This is a genomic window from Ensifer sp. Root954, from assembly GCF_001429005.1.
GTDB lineage: Bacteria > Pseudomonadota > Alphaproteobacteria > Rhizobiales > Rhizobiaceae > Ensifer > Ensifer adhaerens.
The window spans coordinates 163,090-186,151 of record NZ_LMJM01000051.1; the positions used below are offsets into that span (position 1 = coordinate 163,090).

Below are 23,062 nucleotides of genomic sequence, written 5' to 3' on the forward strand. Positions count from 1 at the left end.
GCATTGACAAATTGGCATGCAGGGCCGGCGCGAGAGATCGGCCGGCCGGCCCCGCATGGACGCTTCCGCCGGGAGGCGGCGGGTGTTTGCGTCAATACTTGCCTTCGTCTTCGAAGATGTCCTTCCAGTCCTCAGAGAGACCATCAAGCGCATCCTTCGCCGTGCCCTGGTTGGCAACGACGTAATCGTGGAAGCGCTTCTGCGAGGCCTGCAGCAGCGAGGCGTAGGACGGCTCGGCCCAGAAGTCCTTCACGATTGCCATCGAATCCAGAAAGGTCTGCGCATAGGGCTGGCTCGTGGCGAAGCTCGGGTCCTCGACCACCGAGCGCAGTGCGGAGTATCCGCCGAGCGCCCACCACTTTTTCTGGATTTCAGGCTGCGCAAACCACTTGATGTAATCCAGCGCTTCCTTCTGCTTGTCGGACGCTGCGACGACCGAGATGCCCTGGCCGCCGAGCTGGGCGAACTGCACACCGGTCGGTCCAGCAGGATTGGGGAAGTAGCCGGACTTGTCGCCGCCGACATTGGCGTCGGCATGGATGCCGGGCCAGGTGAAGGCAAAGTTCATCTGCAGGGCGACCTGGCCGGACTTGTAGGCGTCGATATCCTCCGACATGTAGGCGTCGGAATGGCCGGGCGGTGTGCAGCAATCGTAGAGCGCCTTGTAGAATTCCAGGCCCTTGACTGCGTCCGCCGAGTTGACGAAGCCGTCGAGCTCATAGGCTTTCTTCGGATTTCCGTACTCGAAGCCGTAGCTGTAGAGCACGTCCATCACGCCCATGGTAATGCCTTCTGAGCCGCGCTCCGTATAGATGGCAGCGCCATAGACGGTCTTGCCGTCGACCTGGCGCTTCTGGAAGAATTCGGCGATGTCCTTGAGTTCGGCGAAGGTCTTCGGCACGGCGAGATCCCGGCCGTATTTCTGCTTGAACTCCGCCTGGAGTTCGGGACGCGAGAACCAGTCCTTGCGATAGGTCCAACCGACCACGTCACCGAACGCCGGCAGAGCCCAGTAGTTCGGCGAATTCTTCGGCCATTCCGCGTAACCGATGACGGTTGCGGGAATGAAGTCGTCCATCTTGATCCCTTCCTTGTCGAAGAAATCATTGAGCTTGATGTACTGGCCATTCTCGGCGGCGCCGCCAATCCACTGGCTGTCGCCGATCATGAGATCGCAGAGCTTGCCGCCGGAATTCAGCTCGTTCAGCATCCGGTCGGCGAAGTTCGGCCACGGCACGAATTCGAACTTCATCGTGTTGCCGCTCTTGGCTTCGAAATCCTTGCTGAGCTCGACGAGCGCATTGGCCGGATCCCAGGCGGCCCAGCAAAGGGTCAGTTCGGCTGCGGAAGCGTGCGTACCGGACGCACCCGCAACGGCAAAATACGCTCCGACCATGACTGTCGAGCTCAACAGAATCCGTTTCATCATTGGGTTCCTCCCCCTTGTACCTTCTGACCTCCATCAGAAGGAATGCGCCCTGACCGGGCGGTTGGCGTACCTAAATCCTCTTGGCACTAGCGGTGGGCGCGGCCGCACTCAGGGCCTGCGTTCTTCGCTGAAGGATTCATAACTGAGGTGCGCACCTCAGCGCAAGCGATTTTTGAGGTGCGCACATCAATTCTTGATTTCGCGGCGATTTTGGTGGAGTAGATTGGAGACGATACACACTGGGAGTTCCGCATGCGGCCAACAGCCAAAGATCTTGCTGAGGCAGCGGGCTTGAGCCTCGCAACCGTCGACCGCGTGCTGAACGACAGGCCGAATGTCAGCCCGAGGGCCGTTCGCAGTGTCAACGAAGCCATTGAGCGCATTGGATTTATTCGAAACCCGGCAGCCGTCAGCCTTGCCCGCAACAAGAGCTACCGGTTCCGGTTCGTGCTGCCGACGAGCGGCGATCTGTATCTGGCGGAACTCATCCATCGGGTGGAAGAGGCGCGGGTGTCGATGAAGGGGGATCTCATCGACCTTGATGTCGTCCAGATCCCGATAGACGACCCGCATAAGGTCGCCAAGTACCTCGCCGATATAGACGAGAACGAATTCGACGGGATCGCGATGATGGCGCCGGAATCGCCGCAAGTGCGCGACGCGATCGGCCGCCTGATCGAACGCGGCGTCAAGTTCGTGCAATTTCTGTCCGGACAGGAAAAGCTCCCGACCGCCGATTTCGTGGGCGTCGACAACTACGCCGCCGGCGCGACGGCGGCCAAGATCATCGGCCGGTTTGTCGGCCGGAGGGCGGGAAAGGTCCTGATCGTGGCCGAGACGATGCAGTCGCTCGACAGCATCCAGCGACGCTTCGGCTTCGACGATATCGTCAACTCACAGTTCCCTCACCTGCAATGTCTGCCCTCGGTCGAAACCCACGGCGACAAGCGCAGGGCCACCCAGATCCTCCAGAGGGTTCTTGAAAACAATCAAGAGGTTGCGGCGATCTACGTGTTGAGTTCCGAGGCCCGGATCCCGCTCGAGGGCGCCGCATCTTTCACCGATCTGCAAAAGATCACGGTGGTCGTCCACGAACGCACCCCCTTCAGCGAACGTGGCCTGCGCGACGCCAGCGTTGACGCCGTCATCGCCCAGGACCCGGGACACGCGGTGCGCAGTGCCATCCGCATCATGCGCGCGCGAACGGATTTTCGCGAACCGCACGCCGCACAGGACAAGATCAGAATAGAGGTCCTCCTCAAGGAGAACCTCTGACCCTCGGAGAGCGCATCTTTGACGTGCGCACCCCAAGCAGATGGGGGCAACGCCTGATCGCGACCGCGCCGCCGGCAGGCGCGTGAGGAGGCCCGCCCAACGCACCCGACTATGACCAGGCCCCTTCGTTCAAGGCGATCCAGGACAGGCGCGGACCGCTAAATGACGTGGGTGGATGCGGAGATCAGGCGCGCGCTTTGGCGCGCACCTTCTGCGGCTGCGCGGACGGTTGCTGGCTGGCGCCGCCGCCATAATTCACCAGCATCTGCATGGCTTTCTCTATTCCCGCGGGACTGTTCGGGTCGGTGTCGTTCGCGCGACACCAATCCTCGTGCTGCTGTTTGATCACGTCCATGTCGGCGGTAGAGAATGTGCCGGGCATTCTTCGCCCTCCCTTTAAAAAATCACACCAAAGAGAAAACTATCACAACGGCGGAAAGAGGCTCCCCGCACAACTAGGGGGTTTGCGCCCTCGAACAGCAAATTCCTTTGCGCAGCCGCCTTTGCGCAGAGCTATGACGGGCACCTGAACATTGCTCGCGCCGAGGCAAGCTTGACACGATCGCCGGCATCGCCGCAGCATGAGGGGTAACTCAAAGCCGTGACTTGGCGAGACCTGCAGTTCGGCGGAAGCCCGAGCAAACGCGTTCTGGCCCAGTCGGGAGGGAGGGAAGTGAAGTGATGGGGTATGATTGGAGCGGCTCACGCGAACGGCGGATGAAGGTCGCACGGTTCAGTGCGGCGCTGACACTGGCCGCAATGTTCGTAACCGTAGCGGCGCAGGTCGTGACGAGAGCAATTTGAGCCCGTCCTCTTCGTTATGATGTGGACGAAGACGCCTTCATCCGGGCGTCGACCTCCCGCGCCACACCATGGGGTGCCGGAAGAACGGACCCCAGGCTCCCATGGACAGCGAAAGGCAAGTCTCGGCCGCCAGCGGCTACCTCTCCCTGATATGTCCGAGCATGCTCGATAGGCAACGGGAGGTCTTGGCGGCGCGAGCATGAAGGGCACATGACAACGACCATCAAATCCAGCGAGACACAGCCCGAACGTCTCAAGATCGGCTTCGTTCTGGCGCGGTCCTTCACCCTTTCGGCATTCGCGCTCTTCATCGACACGCTGCGACTTGCGAGCGACGAGCTCGACAAGTCCGGCCGCATCCGTGCCGACTGGCAGGTGCTGGGCAACACGCGGCATCTCATCGCCTCCAGTTGCGGCGTGCAGGTGGCGCCGACATCCGACCTCGTTGATCCCGCCGGGTTCAACTACATCGTCGTGGTCGGCGGCCTGCTCAACAGCAAACAGCCGATCGCCGACGACACCGTCCGCTTCCTCCAGAAGGCGGCGGCGCGCAAGGTGCCTCTGATCGGTCTCTGTACAGGGACATTCGTCCTTGCCGAAGCGGGCCTGATGACCGGGCACACCGTCTGCGTCAGCTGGCTTCATTATCAGGCGTTCCGCGAGCGGTTCCCCGATCTCAAGGTTCGCTCGGACCGTCTCTTCAATCTCGATCGCACCCGTGGATCCTGCGCTGGCGGCAGCAGTGCCGCCGACATGGCGGCCCATATCGTGCGCCTGCATATCAGCAAGGAAGCCGAGCGAAATGCGCTCGAGGTGCTGCAGATCGACAAGGCCCGCTCGCATCTTCATGTCCAGCCGAGAAAACCGCTGGCGATCGAGAGCAACGACCCACGCCTGAATGCCGCTCTCATCATCATGGAGCAGCACACGGACAACACGCTGTCGATCCCGGAGCTGGCCGCATCCGTCGGCTTGTCCCGACGGCAGCTCGAACGCCTGTTCATGGACAAGGCGAAAATGTCGCCGGCGCTCGTCTATCGGAAGTTTCGGCTGGAACGCGCCAAGCATCTGCTGACGCAGACGAAGGCGCCGTTGATCGACATCGCGCTCGAAGTCGGGTTCGAGAACGCCGGCCACTTCTCGCGGATTTTTGCAAAAACCTACGGTCAATCGCCGAGCAAGTTCAGGGCCACGCTTTCGGCGTGACCCGTCACAGGCGATCCTGCCGACAGCGCACTGGCCATAGCCGCCGCCGTCGGCTCATCAGTTTCCTCAGGCCTGACCGCTGCCCGCCGATACTGCTTCCTTGACGGCGAGCTCGGCCATGGCCAGTGCTGCCTCCCGCGTCGCTGCCGCCGCGATGAAGCGGCCGTTGTGGCAGAACCGCGCGCCAGCCACGCCGCAAGCCGCCTCCAGCTCGCCGTTCGTCAGGCCGGCCCAGGCAGCCGGCAGATCGGCGCGCAGCTCAAACCCTTCATCGGCCTTGCGAATGCCCGTCAGGCACCAGTCATTCTCGCGCGGATGAACGACGAACAACAGGTGGTCGGCGCCAGCTTTCACGATCGCCGGGCGGAACGGCATGCCCCGCGGCAGTTCGAGCACTCGGCTCTCACCGGCAAGGGCGATCTGCTGCAGCACGAGCGCCTCGGCCCGAAGCTTGGCGGCGCGTTGCGACACGCCAGCCTCGACGAAGGCGCGCGCGATCGAAAGGGCCCGATGGAAGCTGCGGTCCTCGGCCTCCTGGCCGGATTCGTCGAAGACAGGCTTCAAGGTTTCCAGCAGCGCCGACAGCGTCAGCCCCGCCAAGGGGCCGGCCACGGAGGGGTCGAGCGCGCCGTTATCGACCAGATCCACCGGCAGCACGAAGCGCGCATCGAAGGCCGCATGGACCGCCTCCACATGGGCCTCGGGAACGCCGAACGCTGCCAAATAGGCGCGGCCGTAATGCTTCCAGATCAAGCCGAACGAACTGTAGGGCTGGCCATCCTCTCTAACCGGCGCCCCGCGCTGATGATGATCGAACAGTCCGGCTGCGGCATCATACTGCCCGCCAACATCATAAATGATACGGTCTGCCCCCGGCTTCAGCCATTCCGGCGCCCGGCTGCGAACGAGGCGAGCCTCAGGGAAAAGCCGCGTAAGGATGACGCTGGAAAGCAGCTCGTCGGCGTGGAAGCCACCGGAATGTGTAACGAGAAAGTCTGGGATCATTCCGAATGGCCTTATGGTTCGTGACGCGTGTGTGCGGCACGACATAGCCATTGCCCGCGGTGACCTCAACCCGTCATCGCGCCTTCGTCGCAGTGTTCTGCTCTCAAGCTATCCAAAATCCGGCGCTAGATGTCGTGCCCGTCCTGCTGCTACCCCACGCGTTCGCAAGCCGACAACATCACTGTTATCGGGTCCGCGACCTTAGCAGCCAAGGCCGACCTCCCCGTCAACCAACCGACGGAGCTGTTGCCGTCACGCCTTGCGCAGCATATTGCTCTAACGCCATTTCAAAGATCGCCTCGCCGGAAATCGGGTCCGTGACCCCAAGATCCTGGCTGAGTTCCAGGAGTGTATCGCGGAACGTGTCGAGGTTCGCCTTCATCATGGGCCGTGCCGCGGCGATCGCCTCAAGGCTTTCCCATTCGGCAATTGAGAAATACGATCCATCCGCTGACTTGCTGAGCGCCATCTTCCTCAAGCCTTCAAAGTCGCGACCAGCGCTGCGAAAAAGCTGCTCAAACCGTTCCTCTTGACCGGGTCTCACGCGGAAACGGACACAATTGTAAGCCGTCATCCTAACCTCCCTATGGGACGCAACTTCTACAGGATGGATCCGATGCAGTTCACTCGCAAGAGGCAGGCGAACCACGGTCGCAGCCTTGCGATCGCCGGCAAGCCGGGAGCCATTCGAACTGCGCTTTGACAAACCTGCCGGGCCTCGCGGCTGAACTTGCGTCAAGGCGGCTTCCATCGTGAATCGGGCCATTGTCGCTACGGTGGCAGACCTCTCCCAGCCGCTCTGAAGATGGCGTGCAGAAATCTCTTTTGCGCCCTTGACCTTCCCATCGTTGGAAGCCCCATGTTGTGACAAAAGACAGAGAAAGGAGCACGATCATGGGATCTGTGACCCCCATTAGAACAAACGATCTCGAAGCGATGTCCGCCGCGGCATTGAGCGCCAGCATTCCCGTCGAGGGCATGACCTGCGCATCCTGTGTGGCGCGCGTCGAAAAGGCTATTCGCGCTGTGCCTGGTGTGACCGAAGCCTCGGTCAACCTCGCAACGGAACGCGCCGACGTCCGCTTCGATGCCAGCACCAAGTCGGCCGACATCGTCAAGGCGATCGAGAATGCCGGATATGGTGCGGCCGAAGACACGGTCGAGCTCACCATCGAAGGCATGACCTGCGCGTCCTGCGTCGCCCGCATTGAAAAGGCGCTGAAGACCGTGCCGGGCGTCACCGAAGCCAACGTCAATCTGGCGACCGAGCGCGCGTCGGTGCGCATAACCAGGGGCATCGCCACCGCCGCCGCACTCGAAGAGGCGGTTCGCGTTGCCGGCTATGCCGCCAAGCGCATCACCGGCGACGAAAGCGTCGACCGCGAAGGCGAGAAGCGCGAACAGGAGACGCGAAAGCTTGCGCGCGCGCTGCTGATTGCCGGCGTCCTGACGCTGCCGATCTTCGTGCTTGAAATGGGCTCGCACTTCATCCCGGGCGTGCACGAATTCGTCATGAACAATATCGGCATGCAGGAAAGCTGGTATCTGCAGTTCGCGCTGACGACGCTGGTGCTCTTCGGCCCGGGCCTGCGTTTCTACCAGAAGGGTGTCCCCGCCCTCTTCCGCCTGGCGCCGGACATGAACTCATTGGTCGCGATCGGCACCTCCGCCGCCTGGATCTATTCGGTCGTCGCCACATTCGCGCCGGACCTTCTGCCCGACGGTACCGCCAACGTCTACTATGAAGCTGCAGCCGTCATCGTCACCTTGATCCTGCTCGGCCGGTTCCTCGAGGCGCGCGCCAAGGGCCGGACCTCCGAGGCGATCAAGCATCTGATGGGCCTGCAGGCAAAGACCGCCCGCGTCATCCGCAACGGCGAGACGGTCGAGGTGCCGCTGTCCGACGTGCAGACTGGCGACACCGTTGTCGTGCGCCCGGGCGACCGGGTTCCGGTCGACGGCGGCGTCCTCGACGGAAACTCCTATGTCGACGAATCGATGATCACCGGCGAGCCGGTTCCGGTCGAAAAGGTGGCCGGCAGCGAAGTCGTCGGCGGCACGATCAACAAGACCGGCTCCTTCACCTTCCGAGCCACCAAGGTCGGCGCCGATACGGTGCTGGCGCAGATCATCAAGATGGTCGAGCAGGCCCAGGGCGCCAAGCTGCCGATCCAGTCGCTGGTCGACCGCGTCACCGCCTGGTTCGTGCCGGCCGTCATCGCCGTTGCGCTGATCACCTTCGGCATCTGGCTGGTCTTCGGTCCGGATCCGGCGCTCACCTTCGCGCTCGTCAACGGCGTCGCCGTGCTGATCATCGCCTGCCCTTGCGCCATGGGCCTTGCCACCCCGACCTCGATCATGGTCGGCACCGGCCGCGCCGCCGAAATGGGTGTGCTCTTCCGCAAGGGCGAGGCGCTGCAGACGCTGCGGAACGCCGCCGTCATCGCCGTCGACAAGACCGGTACGCTGACCAAGGGCCGTCCGGAACTGACCGACCTCGAAACCGCCGAAGGCTTCGATCGTGATACCGTGCTGACGCTGGTCGCCGCCGTGGAAACCCGCTCCGAGCACCCGATCGCCGAAGCAATCGTCGACGCAGCCAAAGCAAAGGGACTGGCGATCGCCGAACCGGCCAGGTTCGAGGCAATCCCCGGTTTCGGCGCCAGCGCCGAAGTCTCGGGCCGGACCGTCCATGTCGGTGCCGACCGCCTGATGACGCAGCTGAAGCTCGACGTGTCGGCCTTCGCCGACCAGGCGGCCCGCCTTGGCTCGGAAGGCAAGAGCCCGCTCTATGCCGCGATCGACGGCAAGTTGGCGGCGATCATCGCCGTTGCCGACCCGATCAAGGAAACGACGCCGCAGGCGATCCGCATGCTGCACGATCTCGGCCTGAAGGTTGCGATGATCACCGGCGATAACCGTCGCACCGCAGAGGCGATCGCGGCCAAGCTCGGCATCGACGAGGTGATCGCCGAAGTGCTTCCAGATGGCAAGGTCGCGGCTCTGAAGAAGCTGAAGCAAGGCGGACGCGCGGTCGCCTTCGTCGGCGACGGGATCAACGATGCGCCGGCGCTCGCCGAAGGCGATGTCGGCCTGGCGATCGGCACCGGTACGGACGTCGCCATCGAGAGCGCCGACGTGGTGCTGATGTCCGGCGATCTCCTGGGTGTGCCGAATGCGATCGCGCTGTCCAAGGCGACGATCCGCAACATCAAGGAGAACCTGTTCTGGGCCTTTGCCTATAACGCGGTGCTGATCCCGGTTGCCGCCGGCGCGCTCTACCCGGTCTACGGCCTCTTGCTGTCGCCGATCTTTGCGGCCGGTGCCATGGCGCTGTCGAGCGTCTTCGTGCTGGGCAACGCCCTGCGGCTTCGGGCCTTTCGCCCGGTTGCCGCAGCACAGGCGGCCTAGGTTCGATCGTCTCCCCGGCTATTGCCAGCATGGCGGAAGCCGGGGAGAGCCCTTATATTCTCAAGGGAATGGCCGCACGGCGGTAAAAAGGATGACATCATGAATATCGGCGAAGCTTCCCGCGCCTCCGGCGTCTCGACGAAAATGATCCGCTACTACGAGACAATTGGCCTCATCCCGCAGGCCGACCGCAGCGAAGCCGGCTATCGCAACTATGGCGACAACGACGTCCATACGCTGCGCTTCATCCGCCGCTCGCGCGATCTCGGTTTCACTGTCGAGCAGATGGCGGACCTCTTGGCGCTCTGGCGCGACCGCGAGCGCGCCAGCGGCGAGGTCAAGAAGATCGCGCTCGAACATGTCGAGATCCTGGAGCGCAAGGCCGAGGAACTGAAGGCGATGAGCCGGACGCTGAAACACCTCGCCGCCCATTGCCATGGCGACGGCCGCCCGGACTGTCCCATTCTCGAAGATCTCGCAGACGCCACGAACGCGCCGACGAAGGTAACCGAGCCCGCCCGCTTCGGTACGGCCGGCATCGATCCGGTCCGCAACCGGCGGCACGGGTGACGACGAGTGCGCATCCTGGAGCCTCACGCATTCGTGACGGCGCCAGGCGCAAGCATCATTGACAGGAATCAAAGGCGTTTCTACGGATCGATCATGGAGAAGGTGCGAACCACATATCTGCGTTTGCTGATAGTGCTGAAGCTGGCGATCGCTTTGTCGCTGGCCGTGCTGCCTTTTTCCACCGCCTCCGGCATGATGCATGCGGCCGCGCACGGTTCGATGCAGATCGAGGCAGCCGCCAATCCGATGCAAGCTGCGACCGAGCATTGCCCGAGCCTCGACAAGGGCAAGGTGAAGCCGGCACAAGAAAACGGCAAGGCGGACAAGAAGGATTGCTGCAAGACCTTCTGCGCCGCCGTGGCGGTGCTCGGCGATGTCGACGGAAGCCATCCGGCTTTCCCGCGCTCCATCCGCAATTTCGGCCCGCACCCGCAGCTCACCCCCGGTGAGCTCGACGGCCTTCATCGTCCCCCAAGAGCCTGATTTCGTGAATCCGTGACCGCTGCTGCGGGTCTCCGTTGGTCTTGGCCGACGGAAGGATCTGCAGTGGTGCGAAGCGTTGCCGTGGTTTCCGCGTGTCCGATGTGACGCTCGACCACCTCTAGCGCCGTCCGCGACAAGGCCCGCCCGGTTTCATCCGGTCGATCGCCGGCCTCTGCCATTCACATTTCAGGTTTGACCATGAATCGTTTGTTTTCCATGGCGCTCCTGCCCATCATCCTGGGCGGATGCGCTGCCACATTGCCTGCCGAGGTCTCAAGCCTTGGCGATCCCGCCAATAGCACGAGCGGTATTCGAAGCACGCAGTATCGCAGCCCTATTTCGGGCTACACCCATCGCGAACCCACCGGCCCCAAGGCCTGGGGACCCCTCAACGACGCACAGTCGACCGCCAAGGGAGACGCGTCATGAGGCTTCGCAAGCTCAACCTCGCGGCCGCCATCGGTCTGCCCCTCGTGCTCGCCGGCTGCGTGACCGAATACTCGGCCAAGGACGCGGGCTTCACCACCGTGGATGCCAAGGTCTCGACGGCCGCGACCAAGAAAAGCGTCTGGATCCAGAACCGCGAACAGGCAGACAAGGTTAATGCCGAGGTCAAGGCGCTCCTGAAGCGCAAGACAATCGACGTCGACACCGCCGTTCAGGTCGCACTCCTCAACAACAAGGGCCTGCAGGCCGCCTATGCCGATCTCGGCGACGCGTCGGCGGATGCCTGGCAGGCGACGTTGTTCCTGAACCCGACTGTCTCGATCGGCACCACCGGGATCGGCACACCGGAACTGCAGGCCTACAAGGCGATCGAAGGGCTGGTCACCACCAACATCCTGGCGCTCCTGACCCGCGACAAGACCATCGCGGTCGCCGACGCGCGTTTCCGCCAGGCGCAGCTCAACGCCGCGCTCAGCACGCTGCAGCTGGCCGCCGAAACCCGCCGCGCCTGGATCGAAGCGGTTGCCGCATGGGAAACCGTCGCACAACTGAACCAGGCCCAGGCGGCTGCGGACGCCTCCTCGGAACTCGCCGCAAAACTCGGTGAGACCGGCGCCATGGGCAAGGGCAACCAGGCGCGCGAGCACGTCTTCAACGCCGAACTCGCCGGCCAGACAGCCGAAGCCCGGCTTGCAGCCCGTCTTGCCAAGGAAAACCTGACAGGGCTGATGGGTCTCTGGGGTAGCGATGTCGACTACCAGGTGCCGAACCGCCTGCCGAACCTGCCGAAGACGCTGGCCCGCAAGGACAGCATCGAGGCCGAAGCGCTGAAGCGCCGCGTCGACCTGCAGATCGCCCGCCTCGATCTCGAAGCCGTGGCCAAGTCCTACAGCCTCACCGAGGCGACCCGCTACGTGACCGACCTGGAACTCGTCGCCGGTGCGGAGGCGGAACGGGAGAAGGAGGATCATGGCACCAAGGTCGAGACGACCGGCCAGTTCGAGCTCGAATTCGTGATCCCGATCTTCGACAGCGGCAATGCGCGCATGCGCAAGGCCGAGCTTGCCCATATGCGCTCGGCGAACCTGCTGGCGGAAAAGGCGGTCAACATCCGCTCGGAAGCACGCTCCGCCTACGAGGCCTATCGCTCGCGCTACGACATCGCCCGGCACTACCGCAACAACGTCGTGCCGCTGCGCACCAAGATCGAGGAAGAAGCGACGCTCAGCTACAACGGCATGATCACCAGCGCCTTCGAGCTGCTTGCCGACGTCAGGGCCAAGGTCAATTCGACCGTGCTCTCCGTCAACGCGAAGCGCGATTTCTGGCTGGCCGATGCCGATCTGATGACCGCAATCCACGGCGGCGGATCGGGCGGCTCGGCTGGAGGCGCGGCAGCGCCCGCGGCAGCGGAAGCCGGCGCCGGACACTAGGGCGGGAGCAGGAAAAATGTGTGCGGTTTTCCGTACGCATCCCGCCCTAACTCAAAAAAGGATCAGATATGTTCAACAGAAGAAACTTCCTCAGCGCCGGTGCTGCTCTCGTTTCGACCGCCGCCTGGGCCCAAACCTCAAACTCCGGCCTGCCCGAAGCGGCAAGCATGGACAATGCCGCGACCCAGAAGCCGCTCCTGCCGACGAGCGGACCGGACTACAACCCGGTCGTCACCCTCAACGGCTGGACATTGCCGCACCGTGTGAACAACGGCATCAAGGAATTCCACCTTGTCGCCGAGCCGGTCGAACGCGAGATGGCCGACGGCATGACTGCCTATCTCTGGGGCTATAACGGCCAGTCGCCAGGCCCGACAATCGAGGCGGTCGAAGGCGACCGCGTGCGGATCTTCGTCACCAACAAGCTGCCGGAACACACCACCATTCACTGGCACGGCATGATCCTGCCTTCGGGCATGGATGGCGTCGGCGGCCTGTCGCAGCCGCATATTCCGGCCGGCAAGACCTACGTCTACGAGTTCGACCTCGTGAAATCCGGCACCTTCATGTACCACCCCCATGCCGACGAAATGGTACAGATGGCCATGGGCATGATGGGCTTCTTCGTGGTGCACCCGAAGGATCCGAACTTCATGCGTGTCGATCGGGATTTCGTGTTCCTGCTCAATGCCTATGACATCGATCCCGGCACCTATGTGCCGCGCATCATGGAAATGACCGACTTCAACATGTGGTGCTGGAACAGCCGGATCTTCCCGGACATCGACCCGCTGGTCGTGTCCAAGAACGACCGCGTGCGGGTCAGGGTCGGCAACCTCACCATGACCAACCATCCGATCCACATGCACGGCTACGACTTCGAGGTGACCTGCACCGATGGCGGCTGGGTGCGGCCGGAGGCACGCTGGCCGGAAGTGTCGATCGACATTCCCGTCGGCGCCATGCGCGCCTACGAATTCGACGCCAAGTACGAGGGCGACTGGGCGATCCATTGCCACAAGTCGCACCACACGATGAACGCGATGGGCCACGATATCCCGACCTTCATCGGCGCCGACAAGAAATCGGTCGCGGAAAAGATCCGCAAGGTGAAACCCGACTACATGCCCATGGGTACGGCCGGCATGGCCGACATGGGCGAAATGGAAATGCCGCTCCCCGACAACACGATCCCGATGATGACCGGCTGGGGTCCGCACGGCGCGCTGGAGATGGGCGGCATGTTCTCGGTGGTGAAGGTGCGCGAAGGCATCTCCGCCGGCGATTACAGCGATCCCGGCTGGTACGAAAACCCGCCGGGAACACAGGCCTGGGAATGGACTGGCGCATTGCCGGAACCGACGCGGGCCAAGGATGCCAAGACCGTGCTCACGCCCAAACCGTGAGAGGGCGGCCGACTGCAATGACCTCTTTCAAATCCATCAGGAACATTACGATGAAGAAATCAGCACTCGCTCTGGCGCTCGTTGTCGCCTCCGCCCTTTCCTCCCAGGCGCTCGCCAGCGGCAGCCACGCCGGCGGCCACGACAAGGTGTCGATCGGCGAGCCCGGCGACAGCAAGAAGTCGACGCAGACGATCCGCGTCACCATGAAGGAAACCGACGACGGCAAGATGATCTTCACCCCGGCAACCATCAAGGTTCGCCAGGGCCAGACGGTCCATTTCGCCATCAAGAACGCCGGCGAACTCGCCCACGAATTCGTGCTCGACGACAAGGCGACGATCCAGGAACACAAGATCACCATGGAGAAATTCCCCGACATGGAGCACGACGACCCGAACGCCATCCGGCTCGAGCCGGGCAAGTCCGGCGACATCTACTGGACCTTCACCAACGACGGCACCTTCGAATTCGCCTGCCTGGTGCCGGGCCATTACGACGCCGGCATGCACGGCCCGCTCGACGTCGTGAAGAAGTAACCCGAGAAAACAGGAAAGGATGAAACCATGAAAACCGTAGGCAAACTCCTCGCAGCGCTCGCATTGGCTGTTTCCACCGCCACCTTCTCCCTACCCGCCCAGGCCGCGGAGTTCACCAAGGGCGTGGTCAAGAAGATCGACACCAAGGCCAAGAAGGTGACGATCGACCATGAGGATCTGAAGAACCTCGACATGCCGGCCATGACCATGGTGTTCCGCGCCGATGACGCGGTGCTTGCCAAGCTCAAGGAAGGCGCGTCGATCGAATTCGTCGCCGACCGTGTCAACGGCAAGCTGACCGTGACCGAGATCAAGTAGCAGCGACAAACTGCCCGGGTCGACTTTGCGCGGCCCGGGCGCCACAATCCTGAGATCAGGCAAGAATGGAAAGGAATGTTCGATGAACGTATTACGCAGGCATTTCGTGGCGGGCACGATCGCGGGCATCACCCTCTTTGCGACGGGCGCCGTCGCGGCAACCGGCACCATGGCCGTCTATAAGGATCCACAATGCGGCTGCTGCGAACAATGGGCCGACGCAATGGAAGCGGCCGGCTACAAGGTCGAGGTGCGCGATGAAGCCGACATGTCGGTGATCAAGACGCGCTTTGCGGTTCCTGCCGACATGGAAGGCTGCCATACCGCCGTCATCGACGGCTACGTCATCGAGGGCCATGTACCGCTCGAAGCGGTCAAGAAGCTGCTGGCCGAAAAGCCGGATGTCGCCGGCATCGCGGTTCCCGGCATGCCTTCAGGCTCGCTCGGCATGGGCAACGATCCGCAGGCCTCATACGATGTCTACACGATCGCCAAGGCGGGCGGCGCGAAGTCGACGGTTTATTATCAGGTCCGGCCGGCGAACTAAGCAGTTCCCCACCGATCGGCAGTCTCCGGGGCTGCCTTCCATGAACAGTTCGGGCATCTCTGCGATCGCGGCGGTGCCCGAACGCCGATGAAGCCTGGCCGTTGGATGGACGCTAGACTGCCGTGCTCGCGGCTCCCAGATCCTGCGGTTCTCCGATCTCGACGACATGTCCGTCCGGATCATGAAAGCGAAAGACGCGCTGGCCCCATTCCTGTCGCTCGACCGGATGGATCAGGTCCACATGCGGTGCAATGCGCGCGAAGGCCGCGTCGACATCGTCATCTTCAAAGTAGAGAAGCACGTTTCGTCGGCCATAGGCTTCGGCGGAAGACAGCTCCTGCCGCCAGATGGTCCGTTCGAGCGAGCGTCCTTCATGGATGGCAAAGCCGCCCACGAAAAGCACGAAATTGCCGAAGTCCTCGCGGATCGTCAGACCGAGTGTCGTCTCGTAGAAGGTTCGCGATCGCTCGATGTCGCTGACAAAAGGGATCGGATTGATGAAGCGCATGAATTCCTCGCAGACGCGGCCGATACGACGAGACGAGGCTAACGCGCATGTCTCAAGAGGCAAAGGAGTTCATTCGCGGAAGGGTACAAATCCGCGCCGGCCACAGGCTTACAGCCGCCTCGAGATCACGCCCTTCGCCAGCTGCCGTCCTCGTTGCGGGTAAGCATCGGTGTCTGGAAAACGCCGACCACGCGCTCGGGCCAGTGGGGCGCGAGGTCCGCAAGCGGCTGGCGCCAGCGCTCGGTCTGCAGCATGGCCGCGCCGATCGCGACCGGCTCGATGCCGCAGGCTTCCATCAGCGTCAGCCCGGCAAGGATCGACGTACCGCTGGAAATGACGTCATCGATCAGAGCCACGCGCTTACCTTCAAGCAACGGCAACATGCGCGGATCGACGTAGAGACGCTTCTTCTGGTCGGGCGTGGTGATCGAGGAGAGCGGCACGGAGAGATCGTCGACATACCAGAACTTCTTGGACGTTCCGAGTGGCACGTAGCGGCTATGGCCGAGCTTGCGGGCAACGGCAGACGCAAGCGTGAGGCCGAGCGTCGGCAGACCGGCGACGACTTCGGGCTCATAGGGTGCGAGCTTCGCCGCAAGTTCCGTTGCCAGTGCGTCCTCAACAGCAAAGCTCGCCTGATTGACGATCAGCGAGGCCAGCGCATGTTTGCCGTCGGCGAGTTGACGGATCGGCAGGAGAATCTGCCTGCCATCGCCGAGGGACGCCGGGAAGAAATCGCGATAACCCGCCTGAATATCGAAGCTTTTCGGCGGGTAGATTTCCTGCCAGAAGTCGTGGGGCTGCATCGGTCCGGTCCTCGTCTGCGCGCTTTCGCCCGAAATGAAAGGCGATCAAAAAGGCCGGCTTGGTGTTCTGGTTCCGGCCGTTTTCGTCTATACCGTTTGCGACTTCGATCAAACCGAAAGGGCGCTGCGGCTCAAGCAAAGCACGCGGAATTCACAAGCCCTTCGCGCAATGAAACATGGGAATGCCTGACGATGCGCCTGCCAGACGGAATAGCCGACGACCTCACCTTCCTCACCGACTTCCGTCGCGACCTGCATGCCCATCCGGAACTCGGCTTCGAGGAGGTACGCACCAGCGATCTCGTTGCCAAGTGGCTTGAGGAAGCGGGTCTAAAGGTCCACCGAGGCTTGGGAAAAACCGGCGTCGTCGGCACGCTGCAGGTCGGCAACGGTACACGCTCGATCGGCCTTCGCGCCGATATGGACGCGCTCGCCATGCCGGAGATCGCCGACCGTCCCTACAAATCCCGCGAGGCCGGCAAGATGCATGCCTGCGGTCATGACGGCCACACGACAATGCTGCTCGGCGCTGCCCGCCATCTGGCTAAGACCCGCAATTTTTCCGGCACCGTGCACTTCATCTTCCAGCCTGCCGAGGAAGGGCGTGGCGGTGCGAAACGCATGGTCGAAAACGGCCTCTTTGAACTTTTCCCCTGCGACGCCGTCTATGGCCTGCACAACATGCCGGGCCTTGACCCGGACGAAATGGCCGTCGTCGCCGGTCCGCAGCTTGCCTCTTCGGACAGCTGGCGGCTCACCTTTCGCGGCGTCGGCACCCATGGCGCCAAGCCGCATCTCGGCCGCGATCCGGTGACGGCCGCCGGCACCTTCCTTGCCTCGCTGCAGTCGATCGTCGGCCGCGTCGTCGATCCCTTACAGCCAGCCGTCGTCAGCGCCTGCTCCGTGCGCGCCGGCGACCCGAAGGCGCTCAACGTCATCCCCGATACGGTGGAAATCGGCGGCACCGCCCGCGCCTATACGCCCGAAGTGCGCGATCAGCTCGAAACCGAGATCGGCCGGCTCGCGCGTGGTACCGCCGAGATGTATGGGATTTCCGTCGACTACGAATTCGAACGCCGCATTCCGCCCGTCGTCAACGACGCCGATGCCACTGCCCGGGCGTTGAGCGCCGCTCAGGCGGTGTTCGGCAAGAAGACCCGGACGTCATTTCCGCCGTCGACCGCCGGCGACGATTTCGCCTTCTTCGGGCTGGAAGCGCCCGGCTGTTACGTCTGGCTCGGCAACGGCCCCGCCGTCGACGGCGCGCTGCACCACAACACTGCTTATGATTTCAACGATGACGCGATCGGTCCGGGCGCCACCTTCTGGTCGACCCTCGTGGAGCAGGAACTGGCACGCGCCGAGTAACGCTTGCATCGCGAAGGACCAGGCGGGAGCGTGCGATCTCAACGATTGAGAACCTGCGCTTGAAGGGCGAGGCAAGCTGTCATACGAAAATGACGTCGGACTTCAACGGCCGCCCTGTCTGGGCGGCCGTTGAATGTCAGGCTTCAAGGATCTCTAGGATCGGGCTTTCCATGACCTTGCCCGTCGCCACGTCGGCGATGCCGCGGTCGGTCTGGTGCGGTCCGGCGTTGCAGGCGAGCGTCGCGCCGAAGCAGGCCTTGAAGACCAGGTAAGGCGGCTGCCAATCGACGATGCGGCCGACTGCTTCGCGGAGTGCGGCAAAGCTATCCGCCACCTCTTCCAGCGGCTCCTCGGAGACCAGGCCCGCGAGCGGCAAAGGCAGGAGTGCATCGACCTTGCCGCCGGACACAGCGGCCATGCCGCCACCGGCAGCAATCACCGCGTTGGCGGCGACCGCCATATCCTGCGCATTGCCGCCGAAAACCGTGAGGTTGTGGCTGTCATGCGATACCGTGGTTGCAAAGGCGCCGCGCCAGGCGCCCCAACTTGACAACAGTCCAACAGACGGTCGGCTGTCGGCGCGCCCGTGACGATGCGCCACGGCGATCAGAGTCGTCCCTTCGGGCGGAACGACGAAGCCGCCCTCGACCGCGGCAACGGCATCGCCCCATTGGGTAAAACGCGGCCGGTCGATGGTCGCGACGCGGACCTTCGTGCCATCTGCTGGAATGCGGAAATCGTTCTCCGCCAGCGGCGCGATCTTCATCGTGCCGCGCAGGGTCTCGGCGGCGATGCCGCTGAGCGGCTCGATCATCCGTCCGGCCTCTGCAATCATCTTGCCGTCGACGATGACCGTGCGCGCACGGAAATCAGAGAGATCTTCGAAGATCACGATGTCCGCCCAACGCCCTGGCGCCACAAGTCCAAGATCATGCCGGCCCAGGCGGACCGCGCCGTTCAGCGTGGCTGCCCGAAGCGCCCATTCGGCGGGCAGGCCATAGCGCACCAGCCGGCGAACGACGTCGTCGAGGCCGCCGGCATGGGCAAGATCGTCCGGGAAAACGTCGTCGGTGCAGAGCGTTACCGTCTGAGGAAGATGGCCCAGAGCCTTGATCGTTTTGACGAATTCCGGCAGCAGGTGATCGTGCGAGCCGCGCAGTTCGATCGAAAGCCCTGCCCTGAGTTTTGCCAGCAGATCGTCGCCGGAAACGAGCTCATGGTCGGAGCTGACGCCGGCGGTCACGAAGGCCTGGAGATCAGACCCCGCAAGGCTGCGCGCATGGCCATTGACCGGCTTGCCGGCGGCAAGCCCCGCCTGAACGATCCCGGTGATGCGCGCCTCACCGTCGATGACGCCGCGCATGTTCATCATTTCGGCGATGCCGCCGATTTCCGGCCAGCTCAAAATGTCGGCGATCACATCAGCGTCGAAATCGGCACCGGCCAACTCCAGGCCGGGTGCTGACGGCACGCTCGACGGTGCCAGCAGCACCGTGCGCAGCGGCAGATCGCGACTGGCGTTTGCGGCCCAGCGCACGCCGGCCACACCGTTGACATTACCAAACTCATGCGGATCCCAGACGACGGTCGTCACGCCACGCGGCAGCACCGCATTGGCATAGGTCGCCGGCGTCACCATCGAGCTTTCGACGTGCATATGGGTGTCGATCAGACCGGGTGAAACGTAAGCGCCCGTCGCATCGATCATGGTTGCCGCATCGGAGCGCGTGCCCGGTTCGTGGACACTTGCGATCAACGATCCAACAAGGCCGATATCGGCCGGGCGAAGCTCGCCCGTCACCACGTCGACGAGCGTACCGCCCGAAATCAGAACGTCGAACGGTTCAGCACCACGCGCTGCCGCCACTGCCCGGCTACGGAGCGCCGCATCCATCAAGTCCTGAGGCTGCTCTATGGAACTCACTTCTGCGCTTCCTTCATCAAAGCGCCCAGGATCTGAGCCCTGGTCGTCTCGATATGGGCATCGACGGCATATTCGGCATTGAAGATCGCATGGCTTTCGCGCGTTTCGACGACGGTGCGCCCGCGGGCCAGCGTCCCTCCGAGTTCGACATCGATGCGCGCCTTGCGAAACGAGATTGCGCCCGGATTGACGAAGGCAACGGCAGCGCAAGGGTCGTAGATCGCCATGCCCGGCCGGCCGCGACTGGTGCCGATCGAAATGAAACCGGCAAGCAGATCGGCGATGAGGGCGGCATGGACGCCACCCGCCGAGCGGATCGGCGCGACGTCATCGGGGTAGGCAAAGACCTTGCGGCAGAGATCGAGATCGACCATGCGCAGCGGCAGGCCGTGCGCGATCACGATCGCCAGCGCTTCCGGATCGGCGAAGGCGTTGAATTCTGCAGATGCCGTATGGTTGCCGCTGGTGACGCCGCCCCCCATCCAGGTGAGGTCGGTGATCCGGCTTGCCAAGTCCGGACGGGCAAGGCAAAGGGCAGCTAGATTGGTGAGCGGCCCGAGCGCCAGAATCCGCTTCGGCCCCTCCTGCTCCAGCCAGGCGCAAAGTGCCGCAAAGGCGTCGCTTACCGGCAAGGCGTCGGCCTCCGGCAGCGTCAATCCCGCTGTCGGCATGCCGGCTTCGCCAAGGATGCGTTCCGCAGTTTCGAGCTTGCCGAGCACCGGCAGGGCGCGCCCCTCATGGATGGGGAAAGCCCAGCCGAAAGCGCGCGCGGCGCCGGCAGCGTTGCGCTTCACCTGGTCAAGCGGCGTGTTACCGAAAACCAGCGAAACGCCGTCGATCTCTTCACCGGCATGAAGGACGACAAGCACTGCGGCAATGTCGTCGAACCCCATGTCCGTATCGATCCAGACACCCATCGGACCTTACCCGAACTTCTTGAGGCGTGCGGCCTTCTCGACCGGCAGGTCGAAGGCAATGGCAGAACCGGTTTCACGGGCTGCAAGTGCTGCATCCTCTTCCGCCTTGATGGCGCCGAGCGGCGTATCGAGCAGGTACTCGCGCGTGCTGCCGGAGAAAGAGGCTCCGCGCACGGTGCCTTGGAAAGGACCTGAACCAAGGGTCACCATGCGCGGACGCCACGCAAGCCCTGCCGTGTCAGGCGGCAGGGATCCGGAAAGATCGATCGGGCCGTTCTCGGCCTTCAGCTTGCCGCCCTCGACGGCAAAGATGTTTTCGAAACCGACGAAGTCGGCGACGAAGCGCGAGATCGGGCGGTTGTAGATATCCTCGGGCGTGCCGATCTGCTCGATCGCGCCGTTCAGCATGACGACGATGCGGTCCGCCAGCGACAGGGCCTCGCCCTGGTCGTGGGTGACGAAGATCATCGTGACGCCGGTTTCCTTCTGGACCCGCTGCAGTTCCGTGCGCATTTCGAGGCGCAGACGAGCGTCGAGGTTCGACAGCGGCTCGTCGAGCAGCAGCACCTTCGGCTCCATGACCATGGAACGCGCCAGCGCGACACGCTGCTGCTGGCCACCGGAGAGTTCGCCCGGCTTGCGGGCGGAAAACTTCGAAAGCCCGACCGACTTGAGACCGGCGGTCACCTTGCTCTCGATCTCGTTGGCCGGCAGCTTCTTCAGCCGCAGGCCGAAGGCGACGTTTTCGAACACGGTCAGGTGCGGAAACAGCGCATAGGACTGGAAGACCAGGCCGACCGAGCGCTTGTTGGCGGACACGCGGGTGATGTCGGCACCATCGAGCTTGATCGCGCCGGACGCGGGCGACAGCAGGCCGGCGATCGAGCGCATCGTCGTCGTCTTGCCGCAGCCGGAGGGCCCAAGGAAGGCCACCAGTTCGCCCTTGCGGATCGAAAGGTCGAGGTCCTTCACTGCAACGGTATCGCCATAGGCGAGCGTCAGTTTTTCAAGGCTGAGGAAGGGGGCGTCAGACATAGCGAGAGAATCCCAGGAAGCGTTCGGCAAGAAAGACGATGCCGATGGACATGAAGGCGAGCAGCGCGGAGAGGGCGGCGACCGACGGATCGTAGGTGATCTCCATGTAGGAGAGCATGTCGATCGGCAGGGTGCGCACGCCCGGGCCGGAGAGGAAGAGCGATACCGGCACCTGGTTGAAGCTCGTGACGAAGCCGAGGATGAAGGCGGCGAGGATGCCGCTGCGGATGTTCGGCATCACCACGCGGAAGAAGGCGCCGGCGCGCGAGGAGCCGAGCAGCACAGCCGCCTCCTCGATGTCGGAGCGCAGGTTGTTGAGGCTCGCCGAGACGACCCGTACCGCATAGGGCAGAACCAGCGCGGTGTGGGCGAGAAACAGCGTCAGCGTGATGTTGAGGCCAAAGGGCACGACGATGTAACGCAAGAGCGCCAGGCCGACGATGATACCGGGCACGATGATTGGCAGCGACACGATCGTGCGGATGGTTTCGCCAAACGGCAGCTTGTAGCGCGACAGGGCGTAGGAGGCGGGAACGCCGAGCACGAGAGCGGCCGCCGTTCCGCCGATCGCCAGCAGCATCGAGATCGCGAAACTTTCCTGGAAGCTCTCGACCGTGAACACCTTGGCGACCCACTTGAGCGAGAAGCCCTGCGGCGGGAAGGCCAGCGTCTCGCCGCCGGAGAGCGACGCGGCGACGATGATGAAGAACGGCCCGATCAGGAAGCCGATCACCAGGAAGAGGACGAGGGGTGAAAAGACGCGGGGTGTCATCGCTTGTTCCTCGCGGTGGCAAGCCGTTTCAAAAGAAGATTGGCGGCAAAGCTCATGACGATCAGGATGAAGGCGATGACGCTGGCCGCGACGAAATCGTTGGCGACGGTGACGCGCTGATAGAGCAGCGTTTCGAGCATCAGCACCTTGGAGCCGCCGAGGATCGCCGGTGTGATGTAAGCCGTCAGCGAGCCGGTGAAGACCAGGGTACCACCAATAACAAGGCCCTCCTTGGTGAGCGGCAGGATTACCTTGAAAAACACCTGGAACCAGTTGGCGCCGAGTACGCGGGCAGCCGGGATCGCATCCTTCGGCATGTTTTCGAGCGCGCTGATCAAGGACAGGATCATCAGCGGCAGGAAAAGCTGCAAGAGACCGATGAACACGGCGGTCTCGGTAAACAGGAAGCGGATCGGCTCATCCGAGAGGCCGACAAACTGGAGCGCCTGGTTGACGATGCCGGTGCGGCCGAGAATGACGATCCAGGCATAGGTGCGGGCAACCGACGAGATCATCAGCGGCAGCACGACAAGGCCGATCATCTGTCCCTTGCTGCGCGGCGTCAGATTGACGATCGCAAAGGCGGCGGCATAGCCGATGACCGCCGAAACGACGGTAACCATCAGGCCGAGCCGGAAGGTGCGCAGGAAGACGGTGCGGTTCAGCGGATCGGAAAAGAAGGTCGTATAGGCCGACAGCGACCAGCTGTCGGCGCTGCGAAAGCCTTCCGCCAGCAGGATCACCACTGGCGCCAGAAAGACGATCGCCGCAAAGACCGCTGCGGGCAGAGCGAGCGCCAGGGCTTCGGCGCGGTTCTGGAACATCCTTCTTCCTTTCAAGGCATTCCTGGGCGCGTCTCATC

At 63.2% G+C, this 23,062-nt stretch carries 22 protein-coding genes; 11 read left to right on the forward strand and 11 right to left on the reverse strand.

Going from position 1 to position 23,062, the window contains the following annotated elements; all coding sequences use genetic code 11:
* Nucleotides 1–91: 91 nt before the first annotated feature.
* Nucleotides 92–1,426 carry an ABC transporter substrate-binding protein gene (locus tag ASE71_RS30065; RefSeq protein ID WP_060521828.1) on the reverse strand — a complete coding sequence of 445 codons (1,335 nt, stop codon included), beginning with the start codon at nt 1,424–1,426 and terminating at the stop codon, nt 92–94.
* 255 nt (nt 1,427–1,681) lie between these two features.
* On the opposite strand from ASE71_RS30065, the gene ASE71_RS30070 reads away from it, so the two are divergent.
* Nucleotides 1,682–2,704 carry a LacI family DNA-binding transcriptional regulator gene (locus tag ASE71_RS30070; protein WP_060521709.1) on the forward strand — a complete coding sequence of 341 codons (1,023 nt, stop codon included), beginning with the start codon at nt 1,682–1,684 and terminating at the stop codon, nt 2,702–2,704.
* A 184-nt stretch (nt 2,705–2,888) separates the two neighbouring features.
* Here ASE71_RS30070 and ASE71_RS30075 read toward each other — a convergent pair whose 3' ends face one another.
* Complete coding sequence (locus ASE71_RS30075) at nt 2,889–3,086, reverse strand: hypothetical protein (protein ID WP_060521711.1); 198 nt, start codon at nt 3,084–3,086, stop codon at nt 2,889–2,891.
* 632 nt (nt 3,087–3,718) lie between these two features.
* On the opposite strand from ASE71_RS30075, the gene ASE71_RS30080 reads away from it, so the two are divergent.
* Entirely contained in the window at nt 3,719–4,714 is a 996-nt protein-coding gene (locus tag ASE71_RS30080) for a GlxA family transcriptional regulator (RefSeq protein ID WP_060521713.1), read from the forward strand.
* 66 nt (nt 4,715–4,780) lie between these two features.
* Here ASE71_RS30080 and ASE71_RS30085 read toward each other — a convergent pair whose 3' ends face one another.
* Both ASE71_RS30085 and ASE71_RS30090 read right to left on the reverse strand, forming a co-directional pair.
* Nucleotides 4,781–5,719, reverse strand: a complete 939-nt coding sequence (locus ASE71_RS30085) for an MYG1 family protein (RefSeq protein WP_060521714.1) — start codon at nt 5,717–5,719, stop codon at nt 4,781–4,783.
* Between the two features lie 226 nt (nt 5,720–5,945).
* Entirely contained in the window at nt 5,946–6,293 is a 348-nt protein-coding gene (locus ASE71_RS30090) for an antibiotic biosynthesis monooxygenase family protein (RefSeq protein WP_060521716.1), read from the reverse strand.
* Between the two features lie 362 nt (nt 6,294–6,655).
* On the opposite strand from ASE71_RS30090, the gene ASE71_RS30095 reads away from it, so the two are divergent.
* The 8 genes from ASE71_RS30095 (at nt 6,656) to ASE71_RS30130 (ending at nt 14,870) form a co-directional block, all read left to right on the forward strand.
* Nucleotides 6,656–9,130, forward strand: coding sequence for a heavy metal translocating P-type ATPase (locus ASE71_RS30095; protein WP_060521829.1), 2,475 nt, complete (start codon nt 6,656–6,658; stop codon nt 9,128–9,130).
* 99 nt (nt 9,131–9,229) lie between these two features.
* Entirely contained in the window at nt 9,230–9,700 is a 471-nt protein-coding gene (gene cueR / locus ASE71_RS30100) for a Cu(I)-responsive transcriptional regulator (RefSeq protein WP_060521718.1), read from the forward strand.
* Between the two features lie 93 nt (nt 9,701–9,793).
* Nucleotides 9,794–10,183: a hypothetical protein gene (locus ASE71_RS30105; RefSeq protein WP_060521720.1), complete on the forward strand. Its 390-nt coding sequence runs from the start codon at nt 9,794–9,796 to the stop codon at nt 10,181–10,183.
* Nucleotides 10,184–10,608: 425 nt separating this feature from the next.
* Entirely contained in the window at nt 10,609–12,063 is a 1,455-nt protein-coding gene (locus tag ASE71_RS30110; protein WP_060521721.1) for a TolC family protein, read from the forward strand.
* Between the two features lie 68 nt (nt 12,064–12,131).
* Nucleotides 12,132–13,469 carry a multicopper oxidase family protein gene (locus ASE71_RS30115; protein WP_060521723.1) on the forward strand — a complete coding sequence of 446 codons (1,338 nt, stop codon included), beginning with the start codon at nt 12,132–12,134 and terminating at the stop codon, nt 13,467–13,469.
* A 50-nt stretch (nt 13,470–13,519) separates the two neighbouring features.
* Nucleotides 13,520–14,005: a plastocyanin/azurin family copper-binding protein gene (locus ASE71_RS30120; protein ID WP_060521725.1), complete on the forward strand. Its 486-nt coding sequence runs from the start codon at nt 13,520–13,522 to the stop codon at nt 14,003–14,005.
* 27 nt (nt 14,006–14,032) lie between these two features.
* Nucleotides 14,033–14,323, forward strand: coding sequence for a copper-binding protein (locus ASE71_RS30125; RefSeq protein WP_060521726.1), 291 nt, complete (start codon nt 14,033–14,035; stop codon nt 14,321–14,323).
* A gap of 82 nt (nt 14,324–14,405) precedes the next feature.
* Nucleotides 14,406–14,870: a DUF411 domain-containing protein gene (locus tag ASE71_RS30130; RefSeq protein WP_034799270.1), complete on the forward strand. Its 465-nt coding sequence runs from the start codon at nt 14,406–14,408 to the stop codon at nt 14,868–14,870.
* Nucleotides 14,871–14,982: 112 nt separating this feature from the next.
* Here ASE71_RS30130 and ASE71_RS30135 read toward each other — a convergent pair whose 3' ends face one another.
* Nucleotides 14,983–15,378, reverse strand: a complete 396-nt coding sequence (locus ASE71_RS30135; protein WP_060521728.1) for a VOC family protein — start codon at nt 15,376–15,378, stop codon at nt 14,983–14,985.
* A gap of 125 nt (nt 15,379–15,503) precedes the next feature.
* Nucleotides 15,504–16,220: a phosphoribosyltransferase gene (locus ASE71_RS30140; RefSeq protein WP_274533454.1), complete on the reverse strand. Its 717-nt coding sequence runs from the start codon at nt 16,218–16,220 to the stop codon at nt 15,504–15,506.
* A 156-nt stretch (nt 16,221–16,376) separates the two neighbouring features.
* Between ASE71_RS30140 and ASE71_RS30145 the strand changes: the two genes are divergently transcribed.
* Nucleotides 16,377–17,552: a M20 aminoacylase family protein gene (locus tag ASE71_RS30145; protein ID WP_060521731.1), complete on the forward strand. Its 1,176-nt coding sequence runs from the start codon at nt 16,377–16,379 to the stop codon at nt 17,550–17,552.
* Between the two features lie 136 nt (nt 17,553–17,688).
* Here ASE71_RS30145 and ASE71_RS30150 read toward each other — a convergent pair whose 3' ends face one another.
* From ASE71_RS30150 to ASE71_RS30170, 5 genes are read right to left on the reverse strand one after another with little or no spacing between them, the layout of a single operon-like run.
* Complete coding sequence (locus tag ASE71_RS30150; RefSeq protein WP_060521733.1) at nt 17,689–19,446, reverse strand: adenine deaminase; 1,758 nt, start codon at nt 19,444–19,446, stop codon at nt 17,689–17,691.
* 26 nt (nt 19,447–19,472) lie between these two features.
* Nucleotides 19,473–20,393 carry a nucleoside hydrolase gene (locus ASE71_RS30155; protein ID WP_060521735.1) on the reverse strand — a complete coding sequence of 307 codons (921 nt, stop codon included), beginning with the start codon at nt 20,391–20,393 and terminating at the stop codon, nt 19,473–19,475.
* Nucleotides 20,394–20,399: 6 nt separating this feature from the next.
* Nucleotides 20,400–21,428, reverse strand: a complete 1,029-nt coding sequence (locus ASE71_RS30160) for an ABC transporter ATP-binding protein (protein ID WP_060521736.1) — start codon at nt 21,426–21,428, stop codon at nt 20,400–20,402.
* Nucleotides 21,421–22,200 (reverse strand): ABC transporter permease, encoded by a 780-nt coding sequence (locus ASE71_RS30165; protein ID WP_058323510.1) that lies wholly within the window; start codon nt 22,198–22,200, stop codon nt 21,421–21,423. The genes ASE71_RS30160 and ASE71_RS30165 overlap by 8 nt, the downstream gene beginning before the upstream one ends.
* Entirely contained in the window at nt 22,197–23,024 is an 828-nt protein-coding gene (locus ASE71_RS30170; RefSeq protein ID WP_034799251.1) for an ABC transporter permease, read from the reverse strand. The genes ASE71_RS30165 and ASE71_RS30170 overlap by 4 nt, the downstream gene beginning before the upstream one ends.
* Between the last annotated feature and the right edge of the window lie 38 nt (nt 23,025–23,062).

Bases quoted from the DNA above. Each gene is read 5' to 3' on its own strand.
- ASE71_RS30065 (WP_060521828.1), bottom strand. From the start codon at position 1,426: ATGAAACGGATTCTGTTGAGCTCGACAGTCATGGTCGGAGCGTATTTT.
- ASE71_RS30070 (WP_060521709.1), top strand. From the start codon at position 1,682: ATGCGGCCAACAGCCAAAGATCTTGCTGAGGCAGCGGGCTTGAGCCTC.
- ASE71_RS30075 (WP_060521711.1), bottom strand. From the start codon at position 3,086: ATGCCCGGCACATTCTCTACCGCCGACATGGACGTGATCAAACAGCAG.
- ASE71_RS30080 (WP_060521713.1), top strand. From the start codon at position 3,719: ATGACAACGACCATCAAATCCAGCGAGACACAGCCCGAACGTCTCAAG.
- ASE71_RS30085 (WP_060521714.1), bottom strand. From the start codon at position 5,719: ATGATCCCAGACTTTCTCGTTACACATTCCGGTGGCTTCCACGCCGAC.
- ASE71_RS30090 (WP_060521716.1), bottom strand. From the start codon at position 6,293: ATGACGGCTTACAATTGTGTCCGTTTCCGCGTGAGACCCGGTCAAGAG.
- ASE71_RS30095 (WP_060521829.1), top strand. From the start codon at position 6,656: ATGTCCGCCGCGGCATTGAGCGCCAGCATTCCCGTCGAGGGCATGACC.
- cueR (WP_060521718.1), top strand. From the start codon at position 9,230: ATGAATATCGGCGAAGCTTCCCGCGCCTCCGGCGTCTCGACGAAAATG.
- ASE71_RS30105 (WP_060521720.1), top strand. From the start codon at position 9,794: ATGGAGAAGGTGCGAACCACATATCTGCGTTTGCTGATAGTGCTGAAG.
- ASE71_RS30110 (WP_060521721.1), top strand. From the start codon at position 10,609: ATGAGGCTTCGCAAGCTCAACCTCGCGGCCGCCATCGGTCTGCCCCTC.
- ASE71_RS30115 (WP_060521723.1), top strand. From the start codon at position 12,132: ATGTTCAACAGAAGAAACTTCCTCAGCGCCGGTGCTGCTCTCGTTTCG.
- ASE71_RS30120 (WP_060521725.1), top strand. From the start codon at position 13,520: ATGAAGAAATCAGCACTCGCTCTGGCGCTCGTTGTCGCCTCCGCCCTT.
- ASE71_RS30125 (WP_060521726.1), top strand. From the start codon at position 14,033: ATGAAAACCGTAGGCAAACTCCTCGCAGCGCTCGCATTGGCTGTTTCC.
- ASE71_RS30130 (WP_034799270.1), top strand. From the start codon at position 14,406: ATGAACGTATTACGCAGGCATTTCGTGGCGGGCACGATCGCGGGCATC.
- ASE71_RS30135 (WP_060521728.1), bottom strand. From the start codon at position 15,378: ATGCGCTTCATCAATCCGATCCCTTTTGTCAGCGACATCGAGCGATCG.
- ASE71_RS30145 (WP_060521731.1), top strand. From the start codon at position 16,377: ATGCGCCTGCCAGACGGAATAGCCGACGACCTCACCTTCCTCACCGAC.
- ASE71_RS30150 (WP_060521733.1), bottom strand. From the start codon at position 19,446: ATGGATGCGGCGCTCCGTAGCCGGGCAGTGGCGGCAGCGCGTGGTGCT.
- ASE71_RS30155 (WP_060521735.1), bottom strand. From the start codon at position 20,393: ATGGGTGTCTGGATCGATACGGACATGGGGTTCGACGACATTGCCGCA.
- ASE71_RS30160 (WP_060521736.1), bottom strand. From the start codon at position 21,428: ATGTCTGACGCCCCCTTCCTCAGCCTTGAAAAACTGACGCTCGCCTAT.
- ASE71_RS30165 (WP_058323510.1), bottom strand. From the start codon at position 22,200: ATGACACCCCGCGTCTTTTCACCCCTCGTCCTCTTCCTGGTGATCGGC.
- ASE71_RS30170 (WP_034799251.1), bottom strand. From the start codon at position 23,024: ATGTTCCAGAACCGCGCCGAAGCCCTGGCGCTCGCTCTGCCCGCAGCG.